A 20,438-nucleotide genomic window follows, 5' to 3' on the forward strand; every position below is an offset into this window, starting at 1 on the left:
CCACCCGCCGTACATCGGCGGACGGAGCCCCTGTGGCGTGTGGCTGCGGCCTCCGGCCGCGGACCCGTACGGCTGATCAGCGAGCCGCGCGGTTGACGGCCGAGACGACCGCCTTCAGCGAGGCCCGCGTGGTGTTGGCGTCGATGCCGATGCCCCACAGGACCTTGTCGTCGATCGCGCATTCGATGTAGGAGGCGGCCTGCGCGGAGGCTCCCTCGCTCATCGTGTGCTCCTGGTAGTCCAGCAGGCGTACGTCGATGCCGACGGACTGGAGGGCGTCGAAGAAGGCCGAGATCGGACCGTTGCCGGAACCGGTCAGCACGGTGTCCTGGCCGTCGACCGTGGCCTCCACCTTCAGCGTGTCCACGCCGTCGGTGTCGGTCGTCGACTGATTGTTCTTGACCTGGATCCGGCCCCAGGGGTTCTCGGGGTTGGGCAGGTACTCGTCCTGGAAGACCGACCAGATGTCCTTCGGCGTGACCTCGCCGCCCTCGGCGTCCGTCTTGGCCTGGATGAGCTTGGAGAACTCGATCTGCATCCGGCGCGGCAGGTCCAGCTTGTGGTCGTTCTTCAGGACGTAGGCGATACCGCCCTTGCCGGACTGCGAGTTGACCCGGATGACCGCCTCGTAGGAACGGCCGACGTCCTTGGGGTCGATCGGCAGGTACGGCACGGCCCACTCGATGTCGTCGACGGTGACGCCCTTGGCGGCCGCGTCGGCCTCCATGGCGTCGAAGCCCTTCTTGATGGCGTCCTGGTGGGAGCCGGAGAAGGACGTGTAGACCAGGTCGCCCACGTACGGGTGGCGCGGGTGGACCTCCATCTGGTTGCAGTACTCCCACGTGCGACGGATCTCGTCGATGTCGGAGAAGTCGATCTGCGGGTCGACGCCCTGGGAGAAGAGGTTCATGCCCAGGGTGACCAGGTCGACGTTGCCGGTGCGCTCGCCCTGGCCGAACAGGCAGCCCTCGACGCGGTCGGCGCCGGCCATCAGGGCCAGCTCGGCGGCGGCGACGGCGGTGCCGCGGTCGTTGTGGGGGTGGACCGACAGGCAGACGTACTCGCGGCGGGAGAGGTTGCGGCCCATCCACTCGAAGCGGTCCGCGTGCGTGGAGGGGGTGGAGCGCTCCACGGTGGCGGGCAGGTTCAGGATGATCTCGCGGCCCGGGCCGGGCTGCCAGACGTCCATGACCGCCTCGCAGACCTCCAGCGCGAAGTCCAGCTCGGTGTCGGTGAAGATCTCGGGGCTGTACTGGTAGCCGAACTCGGTCTCGGGGCCCAGCAGCTTCTCGGCGTACTCCATGACCAGGCGGGTGCCGTCGACGGCGATCTGCTTGATGTCGTCCTTGGAGCCGCGGAAGACCACGCGGCGGAAGACCGGGGCGGTGGCGTTGTACAGGTGGACGGTGGCGCGCTTGGCGCCCTTCAGGGACTCCACCGTGCGCTCGATCAGGTCCTCGCGGGCCTGGGTCAGTACGGAGATGGTGACGTCGTCGGGGATGGCCCCGGGCTCTTCGACGATGGAGCGCACGAAGTCGAAGTCGGTCTGGCCGGAGGCGGGGAAGCCGACCTCGATCTCCTTGTAGCCCATCTTCACCAGCAGGTCGAACATGGCGCGCTTGCGGGCCGGCGACATGGGGTCGATCAGGGCCTGGTTGCCGTCGCGCAGGTCGGTGGAGAGCCAGCGGGGGGCGGTGGTGACGCGGTTGTCCGGCCAGGTGCGGTCCGGGATGTCGACCTGCTCGTAGCGGCCGTACTTGTGGATCGGCATGGAACTGGGCTGCTGGCGGTTCGCCATGATGCGGGGGCTCCTCAAGGGGTGTCCGGAAGGACGGCCGACGACGCAGCACCAAGCTCCGCGGGGAGGGAGTCGGCCTCGACTACAGGCCCTCGCCGCGGCAGCTAAGGAGAAGCAGCCCGAAACGCATGATGCGCAGCATGCTAGCCGAGCCTCTCCCGGCGCGTGGGGTCGTATCAGTATGCGGGACCCGGCACGCAAACGGGACAAAAAGTGCGCTATACCACTCCGCCACGGAGAGTGAGCACCGTTGTCCCGGTATTTCAGCAATCATGGTGGCGACTAGTGACAGTTTCGTCACGCAGTGCAAGGGTGCCGGGCATGACGACCCACGGGGGCTTCGAGCCCGTCTTCTGCACCATCGTTCCGCCTCATGTCCTCGACCGGCTCGCCCAGGCCGAGGACCCCGCGCTCGCCGGTCCGGCCCGCCGCACCCTCCAGCGCGACGCCTACGAGCGCACCCAGCGCCGCCTCACCACCGTCATCGGCGCGCGGGCCGTCGCCGCGCTCGCCGACGGCAGGCCCCAGCGCACCGTCCACGACGCCCGGCACGGCACCGACCTGCCCGGCCACAAGGTCCGCGGCGAGGGCGACAAGCCCGGCAAGGACGCCACCGTCAACCGCGCCTACGCAGGGCTCGGCGCCACCTTCGAGCTGTTCCTCCAGGCCTACCGGCGCGACTCCATCGACGGCAACGGCCTGCCGCTGAACGCGACGGTGCACTACGACCGCGACTACAACAACGCGTTCTGGAACGGCGAGCAGATGGTCTTCGGGGACGGGGACGGGGAGATCTTCCTCGACTTCACGATCCCGATCGACGTCATCGGCCACGAACTCGCCCACGGCGTCACGCAGTACACCGCCAACCTCACCTACTTCGGCCAGCCCGGCGCGCTCAACGAGTCCCTGTCCGACGTCTTCGGCGCCCTGATCAAGCAGTACACGCTCGGCCAGACCGCCGCCGAGGCCGACTGGCTGATCGGCGCGGGCCTGCTCGCCCCACGGGTGTCGGGCACGGCCCTGCGCTCCATGAAGGCACCGGGCACGGCCTACGACGACGACGTCCTGGGCAAGGACCCGCAGCCCGCCACGATGGACGACTTCGTGCGCACCGGGCGGGACAACGGCGGCGTCCACATCAACTCGGGCATCCCGAACCACGCCTTCCACCTCGCGGCCACGGCCCTCGGCGGCCACGCCTGGGAGCGCGCGGGACAGGTCTGGTACGACGTGCTGACCGGCGGCGAGCTCACGCAGCAGGCTCTGTTCGCCGACTTCGCGGGCCTCACCGTGAAGACGGCCCGGGAGCGGTTCGGCGACGGAGAGGAACTGGACGCCGTGGCGAAGGCCTGGGAGCAGGTCGGGGTGCGGACCCCGTAGTTCCGTACTAGACAGGGGGCATGCGGATTCAGGTGAGGCGCACGGGCGGGTTCGCGGGCATCGAGCGGCACGCCGAGGTGGACACCTCGGGCCGGGCCGATGCCTCCGAGTGGCACGCCCTGACCGAGCGGGCGGTCGCCGACGCCCGGAGCACGCCCCCCGTCGGGGTCCCGGACGGGTTCGCCTACCAGCTCACGGTGGACGGCAGGACCGTGTACTGCGCGGACCCCCGGCTGACGCGGGAGCAGCGCGAGCTGATCTCGCGGGTGCTGAAGGAAGGGGCGTAACGGCTGCTTCCCGCCCGGGCGTTGACTTCCGTTACCGAGGGTACGGATGATCCAGCGCATGGCGACTGACGCAGGCAACCCGATCCCCCGTTTCCCCGACGGCTTCCTCTGGGGCGTGTCCACCTCGGCGCACCAGATCGAGGGCGCCGCGGACGAACGCGAGCCGTCCGTGTGGGACGCGTTCACGGGCGTGCCGGGACGGGTGAAGGACGGCTCGACGGCGGCGGTGGCCTGCGACCACGTCCACCGCCACCGCGAGGACGTGGCACTCCTGGCCGGCCTCGGCGTGAACGCCTACCGCTTCTCGGTCTCCTGGCCCCGAGCGCGCTCGGAGAAGGGCCTGGACTTCTACGACCGGCTGGTCGACGACCTGTGCGCGGCCGGCGTGCGCCCGGTGCCGACGCTGTTCCACTGGGACCTGCCGGCGGACCTGGACTGGCTGGAGCGGGACACCGCCGAGCGCTTCGCCGAGCACGTGTCGCGGGTCGCGGGGCGGCTGGGCGACCGCGTGACGAAGTGGATCACCCTCAACGAGCCCGCCGAGCACACCCTGCTGGGCCACGCCCTGGGCACGCACGCGCCGGGGAAGCGGCTGATGTTCGACGCGCTGCCGGCCGCCCACCACCAGCTGCTCGCGCACGGCCTGGCCGTCCGGGCCCTGCGCGCCTCGGGTGCCGGCGACATCGGCATCGCCAACTCGCACGGCCCGACCTGGGCCGCGTCCACCGAGGCCGCGGACCTGGAGGCGGCGGAGTTCTACGACCTGCTGCTGAACCGCCTGTTCGCGGACCCGCTGCTGCTGGGCCGGTACCCGGACGGCATCGGCGAGCTGATGCCGGGGGACGTCGAGGCCGACCTGTCGGTGATCGCCGAGCCGCTCGACTGGTACGGGATCAACTACTACGCGCCGACCCGGGTGGGTGCCCCGCAGGGCGCGGAGATCGAGTTCGGCGGGATCACCATGCCCGCCGAACTGCCCTTCTCCGTCCGCGAGATCGAGGGACGCCCGGTGACGGACTTCGGCTGGCCGGTCGTCCCGGAGGGCCTCACCGAGCTCCTCACGACCTTCCGCGACCGCTACGGCGACCGGCTCCCGCCCGTCGTCATCACCGAGAACGGCTGCTCCTACCCGGGCGTCGACGACCAGGACCGCGTCGCCTACCTGGACGGCCACGTCCGGGCCCTGCACCGGGCGGTGGAGGCCGGTGTCGACGTGCGCGGCTACTTCGTGTGGTCCCTGCTCGACAACTTCGAGTGGGCGGAGGGCTACGCGCGCCGTTTCGGCCTGGTCCACGTCGACTTCGACACCCTGGAGCGGACCCCGAAGGCGTCCTACCACTGGTACCGGGAGCTGCTGCGGGCGCAGGCGCCCACCGCTTGATCCGGGCGAAACCGATCAGGGAGATGGTTGCAGCGTGAACTGCCTTGCCAGCATAGTTGCTTGTGCGGCCAGGGTTGCCAACGAGTCAACTCCTCCTCCCGTCCGGTCCGTTGCCCGCTCGGCCCTTCCATGACTTCGCCCACCCCCCACGGAAGGCGATCGCCGTGTCCCCCCACACGACATCCACTCCCCGGTTCCTGGACGCGGTGCGCCCGGGCCGCACCGACTGGCTGGAGCTGCCGCCGCAGCGCACCAGCGCCAGAGCCGCCCGTCAGGCGCTGCGCGCCCGGCTGGTGTCGTGGCAGGTGCCCGACGAGGTGTGCGCGAACGCCGTGCTGCTCGTGTCCGAGCTGGTCACCAACGCCGTGCTGCACACGCTCAGCGAGCGGATCCTGTGCGGCGTCCAGCTGATGGCGGACGCGCGCTTCCGGCTGGAGGTGCACGACGGCGACCGCACCGGCCACGGCATCCCGGACTGCCGCCCCGGCCTCGACGACGAGGGCGGCCGGGGCCTGCTGCTCGTGCGGGAGATGGCCGACAGCTGGGGCATCACCCGCTCGGCCCTGACGGGTGGCAACGCTGTGTGGGCGAGCCTGCGGACGGCCCTGTAGCGCTCCGCGGGGTCAGAAACCGAGCTTGCGCAGCTGCCGGGGATCGCGCTGCCAGTCCTTGGCGACCTTCACGTGCAGGTCCAGGAAGACCGGCGTGCCCAGCAGCGCCTCGATCTGCTTGCGGGACTTGATGCCGACCTCCTTCAGGCGCTTGCCCTTGGGGCCGATGATGATGCCCTTCTGGCTGGGGCGCTCGATGTAGACGAAGGCGTGGATGTCGAGCAGGGGCTTGTCGGCGGGGCGGTCCTCACGCGGGAGCATCTCCTCGACGACGACCGCGATGGAGTGCGGCAGTTCGTCACGGACGCCCTCCAGCGCGGCCTCGCGGATCAGCTCCGCGATCATGACCTGCTCGGGTTCGTCGGTCAGGTCGCCCTCGGGGTAGAGCGCGGGGCCCTCGGGCAGCAGCGGGACGAGCAGGTCGGCCAGCAGATCCACCTGCTGGTCGGCGACGGCCGAGACCGGCACGATCTCGGCCCACTCGAAGCCCAGCTCCTTGCCGAGCTGGTCGATGGCGATCAGCTGCTCGGCGAGCGTCTTGCTGTCCACCAGGTCGGTCTTGGTGACGATGGCGATCTTCGGCGTCTTCTTGATGGACGCCAGTTCCTTCGCGATGAAGCGGTCGCCGGGACCGAGCTTCTCGTTCGCCGGGAGGCAGAAACCGATCACGTCGACCTCGGCCCACGTCGTGCGCACGACGTCGTTGAGCCGCTCGCCGAGCAGGGTGCGCGGCTTGTGCAGCCCCGGGGTGTCGACCAGGATCAGCTGGGCGTCCGGGCGGTGCACGATGCCCCGCACGGTGTGCCGCGTGGTCTGCGGCTGGTTCGCCGTGATCGCCACCTTCTGGCCGACCAGAGCATTCGTGAGGGTGGACTTGCCCGCGTTGGGGCGGCCCACGAAGCAGGCGAAGCCGGCCCTGTGCACAGCTCCGGCCGGCTCTTCGGATGACTGGGTACGAACGCTCATGGCGCCCATTGTCCCTGATCCACGAAGCCGCCTGGCACCGGACGCCTCTCGTGAGCTCCTCGAAACCCTTACGCAACGAAACGTCACGGAAACACACCCGTACGCAACCGGAAACGCGGGACGGTGAACCTTCGACGAGCCCCCGGAGCCCCCACCCGTTGGAGACACCGTGCCTCTGGCCGCCGCAACCGCCGACACCGGCGACACCGCCTGGCTGCTCGCCGCCACCGCCCTCGTCCTGCTCATGACCCCGGGCCTGGCCCTCTTCTACGGCGGCATGGTCCGTACGAAGAGCGTGCTCAACATGCTGATGATGAGCTTCGTGTCCATCGCCCTGGTGACGGTGGTGTGGCTGGCGGCCGGTTACTCCCTGGCCTTCGGCGAGGACACCGCGGGGGGCCTCATCGGCGGCCTGGAGCACGCCGGGATGAGCGGCCTCGGCCCGGACAGCGTCCAGGGCACGGTCCCGACGGTCCTGTTCGCCACCTTCCAGCTCACCTTCGCGATCGTCACGGCCGCCCTGGTCAGCGGCGCGGTCGCCGACCGGGCCAAGTTCGGCGCGTGGCTGGTCTTCGTGCCGGTGTGGGCGCTGCTCGTATACGTTCCGGTCGCGCACTGGGTGTGGGGCCCGGGTGGGTGGATCCTGGAGAGGCTGGGTGCCCTGGACTTCGCGGGCGGGCTGCCCGTGGAGATCGTCTCCGGTGCCTCGGGGCTGGCGTTGTGCCTGGTCCTGGGCCCGCGCCTGGGCTTCAAGAAGGACGCCATGCGCCCGCACAACCTGCCCATGGTGATGCTGGGCGCCGGTCTGCTCTGGTTCGGCTGGTTCGGCTTCAACGCCGGTTCCGCGCTCGGCGCCAACGGCCTCGCGGCCGCCGCGTTCCTCAACACCCTGGCCGCGGGCTGCACCGGCCTGCTGGGCTGGCTCTTCGTGGAGCAGAAGCGCGACGGCCATCCCACGACCCTGGGCGCCGCGTCCGGCGCGGTCGCGGGCCTGGTCGCCATCACCCCGTCCTGCGGGTCCGTCTCCCTGCTCGGCGCGCTGGTGGTGGGGCTGGCCGCCGGTGCCGTCTGCTCGTACGCCGTGAGCTGGAAGTTCAAGCTGAACTACGACGACTCCCTGGACGTCGTCGGCGTCCACCTGGTCGGCGGGATCATCGGCACCCTCCTCATCGGCGTCTTCGCCGTCGAGTCGATGACGGGCGGCGCCGAGGGCCTCCTGTACGGCGGCGGCCTCGCCCAGCTCGGCAGGCAGCTCCTGGCCGTGGTCGTGGTGGCGGGGTACGCGTTCGGCGTGACGTACGGGATCGGGCGCCTGATCGACACCGTCATGGGCTTCCGGGCGAGCGAGGAGCAGGAGCAGACCGGCCTGGACCTTACGGTGCACGCCGAGACGGCCTACGATCACGGGGTCCTGGGCCACGGCGCCCCGGTCTCCTCCTCCGTCGTCTCCCCCGCCCAGAAGGTCACCCCCCAGGCATGAAGCTCATCACCGCGATCGTCAAGCCGTACCGCCTCGACGAGGTCAAGAACGCCCTCCAGGAACTCGGCGTGCACGGCCTGACCGTGAGCGAGGCCAGCGGCTACGGCCGTCAGCGCGGCCACACCGAGGTGTACCGCGGCGCCGAGTACCGGGTGGACCTGGTGCCCAAGGTCCGGATCGAGGTCGTCGTCGAGGACGCCGACGCCGAGGCCGTCATCGACGCGGTCGTGAAGGCCGCGCACACCGGGAAGATCGGCGACGGCAAGGTGTGGGCGCTGCCCGTCGACACGGTCGTGCGGGTGCGGACGGGCGAACGCGGCCCCGACGCGCTCTGACAGCGGAGGCCGCGCCGCTCGCCGGCGGTCACACCGGAGTTCCACCGGGCGGGCCGCCGGACGCGTCGGCCGACGGCCACCGGCTCGTCCGGAGCGTGCGGACGGGCTTTTCGCGCCGAGGGGGCCGCAGGCGCGGCCCCCTCGGGCCTCAGCCCGCCGAGACCGTCAGCCGGACGACCCCGTCGAATCCCGCCACCAGCACGGGCGTCTCCGCGCCACCGAGGTCGCGCACGGCCGCCCGGTCCTCCTCGGAGGCGGTCTCCGCCTGCGTCACGACCGCCGCCGCCTCCAGGGACGTCGCGCCCGAGGCGACCGCCATCGCCACCGCCGTCCGCAGGGCACTGAGCTTCAGGGAGTCGAGGGCCACGGTGCCCGCGACATAAGTGCGTCCGGTCTCGTCCCGTACGGCCGCGCCCTCGGGCACACCGTTGCGGGCCCGCGCGGTACGGGCCAGGGTGACGATCTTGCGGTCCTCGGGGTCGAGCGCGCTGCTGTCGGTCATGTCCTGAGCATACGAACAAGCACCGCCGCTATCCCGCCACGGGGTACATCGCCCCGCGCCGCCCCTCCGGCGACGCCAGCCACTCCAGCTTGGCCGCGGTGTCCGCCTCGTCCAGGGGTGTGTGCAGCACGATCGCCAGGTCCGGCCGCGCCGGCAGCTTCATCACGCTGGACTCGAAGCACAGCAGCCCCACCAGCGGGTGGTCCATCTCCTTGCGGATCTGCCCGGCCTCCTCGATGTCCCGCCGCTCCCACAGGTCGGTGAACTCCGCGCTCGCCGCCTTCAGTTCGGCCACCACCGCCTGGAACCCCTCGTCGTCCGGGCTGGCCAGGCAGGCGGCCCGGAACTGGGCGACGACCGTGCGCGCGTTCTGCTCCCAACTGAGCGCCCGGGAGCGGTACATCGGGTCGGTGAAGAAGTCGACGATGCAGTTCTGCGTGATGCCGGGCCGCATCCCGAGGACCATCGCGGCCGCGTCGTTGTACAGCACGCAGTTGTAGTACGTGTCCATGATGTGGGCCGGATACGGCATCCACGCGTCGATCAGCCGCTGCAGTCCCTGGCACATGTCCCGCTGCTTGTCCGGCTCGACCTGGGGCACGGGCGGGTTCATGCCGGCGAGGACGTAGAGGTGGCGGCGTTCGGCGTTGTTCAGCCGCAGGACGCGGGCGACGGAGTCGAGAACCTGGGGGGAGACCGAGATGTCCCGGCCCTGCTCCAGCCACTGGTACCAGGAGGCGCCGACACCCGCCAGCACGGCGACCTCCTCGCGGCGCAGCCCCGGGGTGCGGCGGCGGCCGCCACCGTCCGGAAGTCCGGCTTCGGCCGGACTGACCCTGGCCCTGCGGCTCATCAGGAACTCGCGCAGTTCGCTTCGGCGCCGGGCCTTGAGCTCGTCCACGGGCACGGACCGATCCCCCTCGTGTCTGGTGGTGTGACCACCAGGACAACCTGCCGCTCCCCACGGCTATTCCGCCGGCCGCAGGCTCTTGCCCATGGCGACCGACACCACTCCCGTACCCACACCGCTCGGCATCCCGCGGCTCTCGACGCGCGACAGACTCGTCCTGCTGGTCCTGTGCGCCGCCCAGTTCATGGTGGCACTCGATTTCTCCGTGCTGAACGTGGCACTGCCCGTCCTCGGCGCCGATCTCGGCATGAGCCAGTCGGCGTTGCAGTGGGCGGTCACCGCGTTCGCGCTGCCGTCCGGCGGCTTCCTGCTCCTCTTCGGCCGGGTCGGCGACCTGTACGGCCGCCGACGGCTGTTCCTGACCGGACTCGCCCTCTTCGGGGCGGCCTCGCTGCTGGCCACCTTCGCCTGGGACCCGGCGTCGTTCCTGACCGGGCGGGCGCTACAGGGGGTCGGCGCGGCGGCCATCGTGCCGACCGGGATGTCCCTGCTCACCACGACGTTCGCGGAGGGACCGGCCCGCGACCGCGCCCTCGGCATCTCGGGCACGCTGCTCTCGCTCGGCTTCACCGTCGGCATGGTGGCCGGCGGTGTCCTGACCGACGTGCTGGGCTGGCGCTCCACCATGGGCGTGCTCGCCCTCTTCGCGCTGGTCGTGCTGCCCCTGGCCCCCGGTCTGCTGCCGGAGTCCCGCACCCCTGAGCGCCCGCGCCTGGACGTGCCCGGCGCCGTCACCGTCACCGGCGGTCTGCTGTCGGTGATCTACGCCCTGTCGACCGCCGCGGAGCGCGGTTTCGGCCACCTCGACGTCATCGTGTCCCTGGTGGCGGGATCGGCGCTGCTCACCGGCTTCGCGCTCGTCGAGTCCCGCACCGAGGCGCCGCTGGTCTCCCTGCCGATGCTGCGCCGGCGCACCGTGGCGTGGGGCAACGTGGGCGGTCTGGTCACCTTCTCGATGATGTCGACGGTGGTGTTCGTGCTGACCCTGTACCTCCAGGAGACGCTGCGACTGTCCGCCTTCGAGACCGGGCTGGTCTTCGGCGTGCAGGGCGTGCTGTCGGCGGTCGCCGGGACCGTCGCCGCCAGGGTCATCGGCCGCTTCGGCGCCCGCCGCACGCTCGTCGGCTCGCTCGCCGGACAGGGGGTGCTGACCGGGGCGCTGCTGGGTCTGGACGCCCACGTCTGGTCGGTGTGGCTCGCCACGGCCGCCGTCTCCCTGGCGAGCATGTGCCACCTCGGCGCGATCGTCTCCTACGGCTTGACGGTCACGTCCGGTGTCCCCGACGCGGAGCAGGGCCTGGCGACCGGTCTGGTCACCTCCACCCAGCAGGTCGGCATCACCATCGGCATCCCTCTGCTGGGCGTCCTCGCCACCACCTCGTCGGACCTGCTGACGGGCCTGCACACGGTCCTGGCTGTGGATACGGCGATCGTCCTGGCGGTGGCCCTCCTGGTCGGCCTCGGCCTGCGGGGCCGCGGGACGGACGCGGCGACGGTGTCAGGAGCGGTCGAGGCGCAGCCGCTCGACGCGCGGTAGGCCGGCCACGACCAGGTCGTAGGAGTCCTCGATGAGCTCCCGGACCAGCTGGTCCGGGAGCCCGCCGTCCACCGTGACCGTGTTCCAGTGGCGCTTGTTCATGTGCCAGCCCGGGACGATCAGCCCCTCGTGCTCGCGGCGCAGGCGGATCGCCTCCTCCGGGTCGCACTTGAGGTTGGCCTTCAGGGGGCGCGCGTCGAGGAACGACAGGGCGAAGAGCTTGCCCCGCACCTTGAAGACCGAGATCTCCGGGCTGAACGGGAAGTCCTCCACGGCCGCGTTGAAGGACAGGCAGAACGCGCGCAGCTCCTGCGGGGTCATTCCGTTTCCTCCTCCCTGGGCGGGTCCGCCGGCTCCACCGGCTCCGCCAGCACCGTCACGATCTTGTTCCGGCGGCCGGCCGCGGCCTCGGCGGTCAGGCGCAGCTCCCGGCCGTCGGGCAGCGCGACGACGGACGACGCGCCCGCGATCGGCACCCGGCCCAGCGCCTTGGCCAGCAGACCGCCGACCGTCTCGACGTCCTCGTCGTCGAAGGCCTCCAGGCCGTACAGCTCGCCCAGGTCCCCGATGTCGAGGCGGGCGGTGACCCGGAAGCGGTCCTTGCCGAGATCCTCCACCGGCGGCAGTTCCCGGTCGTACTCGTCGGTGATCTCGCCGACGATCTCCTCCAGGATGTCCTCGATGGTGACGATGCCGGCCGTGCCGCCGTACTCGTCGATGACGACGGCGACGTGGTTGCGTTCCTTCTGCATCTCGCGCAGCAGGTCGCCGGCGTTCTTGGTGTCGGGCACGAAGAACGCCGGGCGCATGGCCGTGGACACCTGCTCGGACTCGGCGTCGCGGCTGATGTGCGTCTTGCGGACCAGGTCCTTCAGATACACGATCCCGACGATGTCGTCCTCGCTCTCGCCGGTCACCGGGATGCGGGAGAAGCCGGAGCGCAGGGCGAGGGTGAGGGCCTGGCGGATGGTCTTGAAGCGCTCGATGACCACCAGGTCCGTGCGCGGGACCATGACCTCCCGCACGAGGGTGTCGCCGAGCTCGAAGACCGAGTGCACCATGCGGCGCTCCTCGTCCTCGATCAGGGACTCCTTCTCGGCGAGGTCGACCAGCGCGCGCAGCTCCGCCTCGGAGGCGAACGGACCGCGGCGGAAGCCCTTGCCGGGGGTGAGCGCGTTGCCGATGAGGATGAGCAGCGACGGGATCGGGCCCATGATCCGGGCCAGCGGCACCAGGACGTACGCGGAGACCGTCGCGGTGTTCAGCGGGTGCTGCCGGCCGATGGTGCGCGGGGAGACGCCGACGGCGACGTACGAGACGAGGACCATGACCGCGATGGCGACCAGGAGGGCCTCGGTGGTGCCGTCGAACGCCTTGAGGCAGCCGTAGGTGATCAGCGCGGCGGCGGCCATCTCGCAGGCGACACGGACCAGCAGCGCCACGTTCAGGTAGCGGGTGGGGTCGGCGGCGACCTGGGAGAGCTTGGCGCTGCCGCGGCGGCCGGAGCGCACCGCCTCCTCGGCCCGGAAGCTGGAGACCCGGGCGAGGCCCGCCTCCGCGCAGGCGGCGAGCCAGGCCACGACGACCAGGGCGATGGCGCCCAGAGCGAGTTGAGGACTCATCGGCGGCTCAGGAGACCGTCGGCGCCGGGGAGGGGCCGGTCAGGCCCCGCTCCGCGCGCCAGCCGTCCACGATGGCCGCCTGGAGGCCGAACATCTCGGCCTTCTCGTCCGGTTCCTCGTGGTCGTAGCCCAGCAGGTGCAGCACGCCGTGGACGGTGAGCAGCTGGAGCTCCTCGTCCATGGAGTGCTGCGTCTCGGCTTCCTTGCCCTGCTTCTCGGCGACCTCGGGGCACAGCACGATGTCGCCGAGCAGGCCCTGCGGCGGCTCGTCGTCGTCCTTGGAGGGCGGCCGCAGCTCGTCCATCGGGAAGGACATGACATCCGTGGGGCCCGGGAGGTCCATCCACTGGATGTGGAGCTGCTCCATGGCGTCGGCGTCCACGACGATCACCGAGAGCTCGGAGAGCGGGTGGATGCGCATCCGCGCCAGCGCGTAGCGGGCGATGTCGAGGATCGCCTGCTCGTCGACCTCGGTGCCGGACTCGTTGTTGACGTCGATCGACATGGTGCTGTGTGTGTCTACTTCCCCTTGTGCCCGGACTTGCCCCGGCTCTTGTGCGTGCCGTTCTGGGTGCCGTGCGTGGTGTCGTACTTCTCGTACGCGTCGACGATACGGCCCACCAGCTTGTGCCGGACGACGTCCTGGGACGACAGCCGGGAGAAGTGGACGTCGTCCACGCCGTCCAGGATGTCCTGCACCTGGCGCAGACCGCTCTTCGTCCCGTCGGGGAGGTCGACCTGCGTCACGTCACCCGTGATCACGATCTTCGAGTCGAAGCCGAGGCGGGTGAGGAACATCTTCATCTGCTCGGGGCTGGTGTTCTGGGCCTCGTCCAGGATGATGAAGGCGTCATTCAGGGTTCTTCCGCGCATGTACGCCAGCGGCGCGACCTCGATGGTGCCCGCGGCCATCAGGCGCGGGATGGAGTCCGGATCCAGCATGTCGTGCAGCGCGTCGTAGAGCGGGCGCAGGTAGGGGTCGATCTTCTCGTAGAGCGTGCCCGGGAGGAAGCCGAGCCGCTCTCCGGCCTCGACGGCGGGGCGGGTCAGGATGATGCGGTTGACCTGCTTGGACTGCAGGGCCTGCACGGCCTTGGCCATGGCCAGGTAGGTCTTGCCGGTGCCGGCGGGGCCGATGCCGAAGACGATGGTGTGCCTGTCGATGGCGTCGACGTAGCGCTTCTGGTTGAGCGTCTTGGGACGGATCGTGCGGCCGCGCGAGGACAGGATGTTCTGCGTGAGCACCTCGGCCGGCGTCTCCTGGCCGTCGCTCTCGCCGTTGTCGCTCGCCTTGAGCATGGCGATCGAGCGTTCCACTGCGTCCTCCGTCATCGGCTGCCCGGTGCGGAGCACCAGCATCATCTCGTCGAACACGCGCGAAATGAGGGCGACGTCCTTGGGGTCGCCCACCGCGCTGATCTCGTTGCCCCGGACATGGATGTCGGCCGCCGGGAAGGCCTTCTCGATCACGCGCAGGAGGGAGTCGCCGGACCCCAGAACGGTCACCATGGGGTGCTGGGCGGGGACGGTGAGCTGTGCTCTCGCCTGCTCCTGCGCGGGGGTGTGAGCTGTGGGTGTCTGAGTCATGGGCCGGCGCTGAAGGCCTGCGGTTCCTCCTCGTCACGGCCGCGCAGCTGAGGGCGGCCTCGCGACTCCCAGGGTACGACGGGGGAGTGACAACGCCGTAGGGGTTTTGCCGGGCGGGCTTTTCACCGGGGCGTCACGCCGAGCGGCGGAAGCCGATCGTGGGGACGGCCCTGCGCAACGGCCAGGGCCTCACCAACTCCTCCGACACGAGCCCCGCCAGGAACCCGTACCTCTCCAGGGCCTGCGGCGACTGCTCCTGGACCGACTGCACCTCGCGCCACCACGCCGCGATCTCCGACCAGCCCGGCGCCGACAGCGACCCTCCGAACTCCTGCACCGACAGCGCCGCCGTCAGCCCGGCGAAGGCCAGCCGGTCGGCCAGCGGCCAGTCCGCCAGGGTCCCGGTCACGAACCCGGCGACGAACACGTCGCCCGCGCCGGTCGGGTCGAGCGCCTCGACGGCGATGGCCGGCACCTCCGCCGTCTCGCCCGTGCGCCGGTCCACGGCGTACGCCCCCTCCGCGCCGAGGGTGACCACGGCGAGCGGCACGTACTCGGTCAGGGCGTGGGCGGCGGCCCGGGGGCAGTCCGCGCCGGTGTAGCGCATGGCCTCCTCGGCGTTGGGCAAGAACGCCTCGCAGTGCCGCAGGTCGGGCAGACCGGCCAGGTCCCAGGCGCCGGTGTCGTCCCAGCCGACGTCGCCGAACACCCGGGTGCCGTTGCTCGCGGCCTGGGCGATCCAGGGCGCGCTCACGCCGGGGGCGAGGGAGGCGATGGCCGCGCGGGCGCGGGGAGGGCACTCGGGCGCGGGCTCCTCGGGGGGCGGCTCGTGGCCGTGCGAGACCATGGTGCGCTCGCCCTCGTAGGCCATGGAGACGGTCACCGGGGAGTGCCAGCCGGGCACCGTGCGCGACGGGGAGAGGTCGATGCCCTCGCCGTGCTCCAGGGCGTCCCAGCAGTAGTCGCCGTAGTGGTCGTCGCCGAAGGCCGCCGCGAGGGACGTGCGCAGGCCGAGGCGGGCCAGGGCGGTCGCCATGTTGGCGACGCCGCCGGGGCTCGACCCCATGCCGCGCGCCCAGGACTCGGTGCCGCGCACCGGGGCGGTGTCGAGGCCGGTGAAGATGATGTCGAGGAAGACGGTGCCGGTGAGGTAGACGTCCCAGGGCGGGTCGTCCGGTGTGCGCAGCGGGGCGAGGGGATCGACCTGGCTCTGGCGGTGCGATCCCCTTCCCGGGCCCTTCCCGGCCGGGGTGGCGGACGCGATCACGATGCGCTCCCTGACGTGGTGCGGATCAGGCCAGTCTGCACCACGTCGCCCAGGGCAGGACGTCGATCACGCCGGAGCCGCCCGTCCCGTCAGCGCACGGTGGCCCCTCGCGCGCCCCCCGCCCCGGTGACAGCGGCGCTACCAGCGCGGCATGGCGGGCGTCACCCACCCGGGGTCCGCGATCCGCATCGCCGCCGCGTCGTCGCGGTCCCGCAGGGCACCGTCGTCGTCCAGCCACCGCCGGTGCAGCGCGGCCAGCCGCTCGCGGTCGAGTTCCACACCGAGGCCGGGGGCGTCGGACACGGCGACCTTGCCGTGTTCGAAGGCGAGCCGCTCGGTGAGGACGTCCTCCGACTGCCAGGGGTAGTGGGAGTCGCAGGCGTGGTGGAGGTCCGGGACGGTGGCCGCCACGTGGGTCATCGCGGCCAGCGAGATGCCCAGGTGGGTGTTGGAGTGCATAGACACGCCCACGCCGAAGGCGCGGCAGACGGCGGCGAGCTGCTGGGTGTTGCGCAGCCCGCCCCAGTAGTGGTGGTCGGAGAGCACGACCTGGACGGCGCCCCGGGTGAACGCCTCCTCGATCTCGGCGAAGGTCGTCACGCACATGTTGGTGGCGAGCGGTACTCCGGTGCGCCCGGCGACCTCGGCCATGGCGGGGGTGCCGAGCGCCGGGTCCTCCAGGTACTCCAGGACGCCGGCGAGTTCCCCCGCCACCTTCACGGACGTCTCGACGGACCAGGCGCCGTTCGGGTCGAGCCGCAGCGGATGCCCCGGGAAGGCCTCGGCGAGGGCCCGTACGGCGGCGATCTCCTGGTCGGGCGGGAAGACGCCGCCCTTGAGCTTGAAGGAGGTGAAGCCGTAGCGCTCGGTGAACCGCCGGGCCTGTTCCACCACTCCGGCCGGGTCGACGGCGGCTCCCCAGTCGTCCTTCTCGCAGGCGACGCCCTCCGGATGGGCGGCCCACTTGTAGAACAGGTAGGCGCTGTACTCGACGGCGTCGCGGACCTTGCCGCCGAGGAGGGTGTGCACGGGCAGTCCGAGCGCCTTGCCGAGGGCGTCCAGGCAGGCGACCTCGAAGCCGGAGACGACGGAGAGCCGCAGTTTGTCGGCGGTCTGGACGCCGCGCAGCCCTCCGACGTCCACGGCGTCGCGCACGCGGGAGGCGTCCACCGCGACCTGGTCCGCGACCGTGAACAGGCCGTTCAGATCGCTGACCTGGCGTCCTTTCAGCCGCTCGGCGAAGGGCCGGGCCAGTTCCAGGTACTTGGTGTCGCCGTAGGTCTCCCCCACGCCGGTGATGCCGTCGGCCGTGACGACCTCGACGATCAGCCGGGGTGTGTACGGCTGGTGCACGCCCTGGGTGTTCAGCAGCGGCGGGTCCGCGACCAGGACCGGCGTCAGCCGTACGTCGGCGATGGCGAGGTTCACAGGGCGGCTCCCACGAGCTCGAGTCCGGTGGTGAGGACGGCGGTGAGGGCCGCGAGGTCGGCGGGCGAGGGGTCGGTGAGCGGGGCGCGCACCGGCCCCACCGGGTGCCCGCGCAGTCGGGCCGCCGCCTTCACCAGGGACACGGCGTATCCGGGGACGCGGTCGCGCAGTTCGACGAAGGGGACGTAGAAGTCGCGCAGCAGCTTGTCGACCGTGCCGTGGTCGCCGTCGTTCAGGGCGGTGAAGAAGGCGCCGGCGATCTCGGGGGCGAAGGCGTGGACGGCGGAGGAGTAGGCGGGGACTCCGACGGTGGCGTAGGCGCGGGCCTGGAGCTCGGCGGTGGAGGCGCCGTTGAAGAACAGGAAGTCCTCGGGCGCGGCCAGGGTGAGGCGCTGGAGCCGGTCGAGGTCGCTGTGGCCGTCCTTGAGGCCGATGACGTTCGGCAGGGCGGCGACGCGGCGCAGCGAGTCGGCGGTGAAGGCGACCTGGCCGCGCTGGTAGGCGATCAGGGGCAGCGTGGTGCGGGCGGCGATCTGCTCCAGCTGGGCGACCAGGCCGTCCTGTGGGGCGGCGACCAGGTAGTGCGGCAGTACGAGGAGTGCGTCGGCTCCGGCGTCCTCGGCGATGCGCGCAAACCGGGTGGCCTGTGCCCAGCCGTAGCCGGTGCCCGCGACGACGGGGACGCGGCCCGCGGCCTCCTCGACGGTGATGGTGACGACCTGCCGGTACTCGTCCTCGTCGAGTGAGAAGAACTCGCCGGTGCCGCAGGCCGGGAAGACGGCGCCGGGCGCGGCGGCGAGCCGCCCCGCGACGTGGGCGCGGAAGCCGTCCGGGTCGAGGGTGCCGTCGTCGTGGAAGGCGGTCAGCGGGAACGACAGCACGCCGCCCGCCATTCCGTCCCTCAGCCGCCGCGCGACCGCCGTAGGACCAGCGCTCACGGTCATCTCCCATCTCCTCATGTAGACCTCATCCATATATGAGAATGAGGGTTGGGTATACGAACGTCAACCGCCCGGGCGGCGCGACTACCATCGGCGCATGCCAGACACAGGGGGCGTCCGCGAGGTGAAGTCGGCGGCGCGCACGGTCGAGTTGCTGGAACTCCTCGCCGCGCGCGGCGACCGCCCGGCCCGGCTCCAGGAGCTGGCCGACGCGCTCGGCGTGCCACGCAGCTCGATGTACGCGCTGCTCCAGACCCTGATCTCGCGCGGCTGGGTCCGCACCGACGTCACCGGCTCCCTCTACGGCATCGGCATCCACGCGCTGCTCACCGGCACGAGCTATCTCGACTCCGATCCCCGGGTCCGGGCGGTGCGGCCGTATCTCGACGAGGCGTCCGAGGCGCTCGGCGAGACCATCCACATGGGCCGCCTGGACGGCCGGGACGTGGCATACCTGGCCACGCGGGAATCGCACGAGTACCTGCGGACGATCAGCCGGGTGGGGCGGCGCCTGCCCGCCCACGTGGGCGCCCTGGGCAAGGCCCTGCTGGCCGAACGCCCCGACGCGGAGCTGCCCGAGGGTCCGTACGAGGCACTGACGCCGAACTCGCACACCAGCCGGGAGTCCCTGGCGGCCGACCTCGCGCAGGTCCGGGCCCGTGGCTGGTCCGTCGACCGCGAGGAGGGCGTGACGGGCATCGTCGGCTTCGGATTCGCCCTGCGCTACGACACCCCCGCGCTGGACGCCATCAGCTGCTCGGTGCCGGTCGCCCGGCTCACACCCGCGCACGAGGAGCGGATCGTCGCGGTGATGCGGGAGATCCGGATCAAGGCCGAGGCGACGGTTCCGACGGGGTCCGGATCGGTGCACTGGCGCTAGCGGGAACACCGGCGACGCCCGGCGGGGGGCTCTCGTTTACCCGGGCTTCACCACCCCAAACGCAACGTGCTCCAGATCACACGCCCCGGGCTCCCGTGTCCGACTATGTGCTTGATACAAATTGCTCGCGCGTTCCTGTCCGTCGACGGTCGTCGCCCAATCCCCCTTTCTCGCCGCTCCTTTCGCATGCCCTGGGAACGCCCGTGTTCGCCCCCCGCACCACTCCCTGGCCCCTCGTCGCCCTTTTCACGGCCGGGTACCTCGCTCCGTATCTGCTGCCCACCACCGTCGGCAGACTCGATGCGGACCTTCCCCTCTCCGCCACGCAGGCCGGAGCCGTCGGCAGCGCCCTGCTGCTGAGTTCGGCCGCCGCCGGATTCGCCCTGGCCTCCCGGGTCGAACGGATCGGAGCCCGCGCCCTCGCCCGGCTCGGCCTCGCCTTGGCCCTGCTCGGCTACGGCGGTGCCGCCCTGAGCACCACGATTCCCGTCGTGGTCGCCGGCGCGATGGTCGGCGGCTTCGGCTCCGGCACGGCGACCACCGTCGCCGCGACCCTCATAGCGGGTCAGAAGGACCCCCACCGGGCCTCCACGGCCGGGCTGCTGAGCGTCTCCGCCCTCGCGGGCGCCGTGTATCTGACGGTGCCGCACCTCGGCCCGGGGCACGGTCTGCCGCTGGCCGCGATCGCGCTCACGGCCCTGGCCGTGTGGCCGCTCACCGGCCGCCTCCCCGCCGGTACGCCCGCCGCCCCCGCCCGGCACGACAACGCCCGGCTGCCCCATGCCCGTTCGGGGCTGGTGCTGGCCGCCGCCATGGTGTGCTGGTCGCTCGCCCAGAACGCGCTGTGGGGCGTGAGCGGCCGGATCGGGATCGAGCAGGTGCACCTCGGCGAGGCCACCGTCGGAGTCGTCTTCGCGCTCGGGCTCGGCGCCGGCCTTGCCGGTGTCCTCGCGGCGGGTGCCCTCGGGGCCCGGCTGGGACGTGCCGTGCCCATCGGCGGCGGCACGATCCTCATCGCCGCCTGCATCGCCCTCAGCGCCTCCGCGACCGGCCTGGGCGGCTTCGCGGCCGGCGAGATCGCCTGGAACACGCTCTACCCGGTGGTGCTGTCGTATCTCATCGGACTCGCCGCCTCGCTCGACCCGCGCGGCCGCTGGGCGGTGCTGGTCGGCTCGGCGTCCTCGCTGGGCACCGCCGCCGGGCCGCTGACCGGCAGCGTGCTCTCGGCGCAGGCCGGGTTCCCGGTCATGGGCGCGGTGCTCGGCGCGGGCCTGCTCGTGATCGCCCTGCCGATGACCGCCGTCGCCCTGCACACCGGCGGACGCCCGCTGCTGCCCGGGGCCATCCGCCGCCGCGGCGGCCACCCGGCCGCCCTGGTCGCCGCCGCCACCGGCACCCCCACCGGCGTGGTCCCCGAGATCGGCGCCCCGGAACAGCCGGTGGTGGAGATCCCCGTGGAGGCCGCCGCCGTCCCCGCCCAGCGTGCCTACGGCAAGGCGGGGTCGGAGGTCTACTGAGGCCGG

Annotated in this window: 20 protein-coding genes; 9 read left to right on the top strand and 11 right to left on the bottom strand. The window is 71.6% G+C overall.

The window, feature by feature from the left end; all coding sequences use genetic code 11:
* Positions 1-76: 76 nt before the first annotated feature.
* A complete protein-coding gene (leuA, locus tag AB0I06_RS12480; RefSeq protein WP_363118722.1) occupies positions 77-1,798 on the bottom strand; it encodes a 2-isopropylmalate synthase in 1,722 nt (573 codons plus the stop codon).
* Between the two features lie 321 nt (positions 1,799-2,119).
* Here leuA and AB0I06_RS12485 point away from each other — a divergent pair, with 321 nt between their 5' ends.
* From AB0I06_RS12485 to AB0I06_RS12500, 4 genes are all read left to right on the top strand, one after another.
* The gene (locus tag AB0I06_RS12485) at positions 2,120-3,181 is read left to right on the top strand and encodes a M4 family metallopeptidase (protein WP_363118723.1); all 1,062 of its coding nucleotides are present in this window, start codon (positions 2,120-2,122) and stop codon (positions 3,179-3,181) included.
* A gap of 20 nt (positions 3,182-3,201) precedes the next feature.
* Positions 3,202-3,468 (top strand): protealysin inhibitor emfourin, encoded by a 267-nt coding sequence (locus tag AB0I06_RS12490; protein WP_363118725.1) that lies wholly within the window; start codon positions 3,202-3,204, stop codon positions 3,466-3,468.
* Between the two features lie 58 nt (positions 3,469-3,526).
* Positions 3,527-4,849, top strand: coding sequence for a GH1 family beta-glucosidase (locus AB0I06_RS12495; RefSeq protein ID WP_363118726.1), 1,323 nt, complete (start codon positions 3,527-3,529; stop codon positions 4,847-4,849).
* A gap of 164 nt (positions 4,850-5,013) precedes the next feature.
* Positions 5,014-5,460: an ATP-binding protein gene (locus tag AB0I06_RS12500; protein WP_363118727.1), complete on the top strand. Its 447-nt coding sequence runs from the start codon at positions 5,014-5,016 to the stop codon at positions 5,458-5,460.
* A 12-nt stretch (positions 5,461-5,472) separates the two neighbouring features.
* Here the strand turns inward: AB0I06_RS12500 and era are convergent, their stop codons facing one another.
* Positions 5,473-6,435, bottom strand: a complete 963-nt coding sequence (era, locus tag AB0I06_RS12505; protein WP_363118729.1) for a GTPase Era — start codon at positions 6,433-6,435, stop codon at positions 5,473-5,475.
* 160 nt (positions 6,436-6,595) lie between these two features.
* On the opposite strand from era, the gene AB0I06_RS12510 reads away from it, so the two are divergent.
* A complete protein-coding gene (locus tag AB0I06_RS12510; RefSeq protein ID WP_363118730.1) occupies positions 6,596-7,906 on the top strand; it encodes an ammonium transporter in 1,311 nt (436 codons plus the stop codon).
* The gene (locus AB0I06_RS12515) at positions 7,903-8,241 is read left to right on the top strand and encodes a P-II family nitrogen regulator (RefSeq protein ID WP_362232660.1); all 339 of its coding nucleotides are present in this window, start codon (positions 7,903-7,905) and stop codon (positions 8,239-8,241) included. Before AB0I06_RS12510 ends, AB0I06_RS12515 begins: the two co-directional genes overlap by 4 nt.
* 148 nt (positions 8,242-8,389) lie before the next feature.
* Here the strand turns inward: AB0I06_RS12515 and AB0I06_RS12520 are convergent, their stop codons facing one another.
* Together AB0I06_RS12520 and AB0I06_RS12525 are read right to left on the bottom strand one after the other, a co-directional pair.
* Entirely contained in the window at positions 8,390-8,743 is a 354-nt protein-coding gene (locus tag AB0I06_RS12520) for a cytidine deaminase (RefSeq protein WP_363118731.1), read from the bottom strand.
* 28 nt (positions 8,744-8,771) lie between these two features.
* Entirely contained in the window at positions 8,772-9,596 is an 825-nt protein-coding gene (locus tag AB0I06_RS12525) for a helix-turn-helix transcriptional regulator (RefSeq protein ID WP_363118915.1), read from the bottom strand.
* A 142-nt stretch (positions 9,597-9,738) separates the two neighbouring features.
* Between AB0I06_RS12525 and AB0I06_RS12530 the strand changes: the two genes are divergently transcribed.
* Complete coding sequence (locus AB0I06_RS12530; RefSeq protein ID WP_363118732.1) at positions 9,739-11,190, top strand: MFS transporter; 1,452 nt, start codon at positions 9,739-9,741, stop codon at positions 11,188-11,190.
* Here AB0I06_RS12530 and AB0I06_RS12535 read toward each other — a convergent pair.
* The 7 genes from AB0I06_RS12535 to AB0I06_RS12565 form a co-directional block, all read right to left on the bottom strand.
* Positions 11,152-11,511, bottom strand: coding sequence for an MmcQ/YjbR family DNA-binding protein (locus tag AB0I06_RS12535; protein ID WP_363118733.1), 360 nt, complete (start codon positions 11,509-11,511; stop codon positions 11,152-11,154). The genes AB0I06_RS12530 and AB0I06_RS12535 overlap by 39 nt on opposite strands.
* Positions 11,508-12,812 (bottom strand): hemolysin family protein, encoded by a 1,305-nt coding sequence (locus tag AB0I06_RS12540; RefSeq protein WP_363118734.1) that lies wholly within the window; start codon positions 12,810-12,812, stop codon positions 11,508-11,510. The genes AB0I06_RS12535 and AB0I06_RS12540 overlap by 4 nt, the downstream gene beginning before the upstream one ends.
* 7 nt (positions 12,813-12,819) lie before the next feature.
* On the bottom strand, positions 12,820-13,317 hold the full coding sequence (ybeY, locus tag AB0I06_RS12545; RefSeq protein ID WP_030239729.1) for an rRNA maturation RNase YbeY: 498 nt from the start codon (positions 13,315-13,317) through the stop codon (positions 12,820-12,822).
* 14 nt (positions 13,318-13,331) lie between these two features.
* Positions 13,332-14,399 carry a PhoH family protein gene (locus AB0I06_RS12550; protein ID WP_363118735.1) on the bottom strand — a complete coding sequence of 356 codons (1,068 nt, stop codon included), beginning with the start codon at positions 14,397-14,399 and terminating at the stop codon, positions 13,332-13,334.
* 133 nt (positions 14,400-14,532) lie between these two features.
* On the bottom strand, positions 14,533-15,666 hold the full coding sequence (locus AB0I06_RS12555; RefSeq protein WP_363118736.1) for a PfkB family carbohydrate kinase: 1,134 nt from the start codon (positions 15,664-15,666) through the stop codon (positions 14,533-14,535).
* 138 nt (positions 15,667-15,804) lie between these two features.
* The gene (locus AB0I06_RS12560; protein ID WP_363118737.1) at positions 15,805-17,094 is read right to left on the bottom strand and encodes a glucarate dehydratase family protein; all 1,290 of its coding nucleotides are present in this window, start codon (positions 17,092-17,094) and stop codon (positions 15,805-15,807) included.
* Positions 17,091-18,038, bottom strand: coding sequence for a 5-dehydro-4-deoxyglucarate dehydratase (locus AB0I06_RS12565; protein ID WP_363118738.1), 948 nt, complete (start codon positions 18,036-18,038; stop codon positions 17,091-17,093). Before AB0I06_RS12565 ends, AB0I06_RS12560 begins: the two co-directional genes overlap by 4 nt.
* Before the next feature lie 94 nt (positions 18,039-18,132).
* Between AB0I06_RS12565 and AB0I06_RS12570 the strand changes: the two genes are divergently transcribed.
* Both AB0I06_RS12570 and AB0I06_RS12575 read left to right on the top strand, forming a co-directional pair.
* Complete coding sequence (locus AB0I06_RS12570; protein WP_363118739.1) at positions 18,133-18,915, top strand: IclR family transcriptional regulator; 783 nt, start codon at positions 18,133-18,135, stop codon at positions 18,913-18,915.
* Positions 18,916-19,118: 203 nt separating this feature from the next.
* Positions 19,119-20,432: an MFS transporter gene (locus tag AB0I06_RS12575; RefSeq protein ID WP_363118740.1), complete on the top strand. Its 1,314-nt coding sequence runs from the start codon at positions 19,119-19,121 to the stop codon at positions 20,430-20,432.
* The last annotated feature ends 6 nt before the right edge of the window (positions 20,433-20,438 follow it).

The organism is Streptomyces sp. NPDC050674 (assembly GCF_040654575.1).
Classification (GTDB): Bacteria; Actinomycetota; Actinomycetes; order Streptomycetales; family Streptomycetaceae; genus Streptomyces.

Bases quoted from the DNA above. Each gene is read 5' to 3' on its own strand.
- leuA (WP_363118722.1), bottom strand. From the start codon at position 1,798: ATGGCGAACCGCCAGCAGCCCAGTTCCATGCCGATCCACAAGTACGGC.
- AB0I06_RS12485 (WP_363118723.1), top strand. From the start codon at position 2,120: ATGACGACCCACGGGGGCTTCGAGCCCGTCTTCTGCACCATCGTTCCG.
- AB0I06_RS12490 (WP_363118725.1), top strand. From the start codon at position 3,202: ATGCGGATTCAGGTGAGGCGCACGGGCGGGTTCGCGGGCATCGAGCGG.
- AB0I06_RS12495 (WP_363118726.1), top strand. From the start codon at position 3,527: ATGGCGACTGACGCAGGCAACCCGATCCCCCGTTTCCCCGACGGCTTC.
- era (WP_363118729.1), bottom strand. From the start codon at position 6,435: ATGGGCGCCATGAGCGTTCGTACCCAGTCATCCGAAGAGCCGGCCGGA.
- AB0I06_RS12515 (WP_362232660.1), top strand. From the start codon at position 7,903: ATGAAGCTCATCACCGCGATCGTCAAGCCGTACCGCCTCGACGAGGTC.
- AB0I06_RS12520 (WP_363118731.1), bottom strand. From the start codon at position 8,743: ATGACCGACAGCAGCGCGCTCGACCCCGAGGACCGCAAGATCGTCACC.
- AB0I06_RS12525 (WP_363118915.1), bottom strand. From the start codon at position 9,596: ATGAGCCGCAGGGCCAGGGTCAGTCCGGCCGAAGCCGGACTTCCGGAC.
- AB0I06_RS12530 (WP_363118732.1), top strand. From the start codon at position 9,739: ATGGCGACCGACACCACTCCCGTACCCACACCGCTCGGCATCCCGCGG.
- AB0I06_RS12535 (WP_363118733.1), bottom strand. From the start codon at position 11,511: ATGACCCCGCAGGAGCTGCGCGCGTTCTGCCTGTCCTTCAACGCGGCC.
- AB0I06_RS12540 (WP_363118734.1), bottom strand. From the start codon at position 12,812: ATGAGTCCTCAACTCGCTCTGGGCGCCATCGCCCTGGTCGTCGTGGCC.
- ybeY (WP_030239729.1), bottom strand. From the start codon at position 13,317: ATGTCGATCGACGTCAACAACGAGTCCGGCACCGAGGTCGACGAGCAG.
- AB0I06_RS12550 (WP_363118735.1), bottom strand. From the start codon at position 14,399: ATGACTCAGACACCCACAGCTCACACCCCCGCGCAGGAGCAGGCGAGA.
- AB0I06_RS12565 (WP_363118738.1), bottom strand. From the start codon at position 18,038: ATGACCGTGAGCGCTGGTCCTACGGCGGTCGCGCGGCGGCTGAGGGAC.
- AB0I06_RS12570 (WP_363118739.1), top strand. From the start codon at position 18,133: ATGCCAGACACAGGGGGCGTCCGCGAGGTGAAGTCGGCGGCGCGCACG.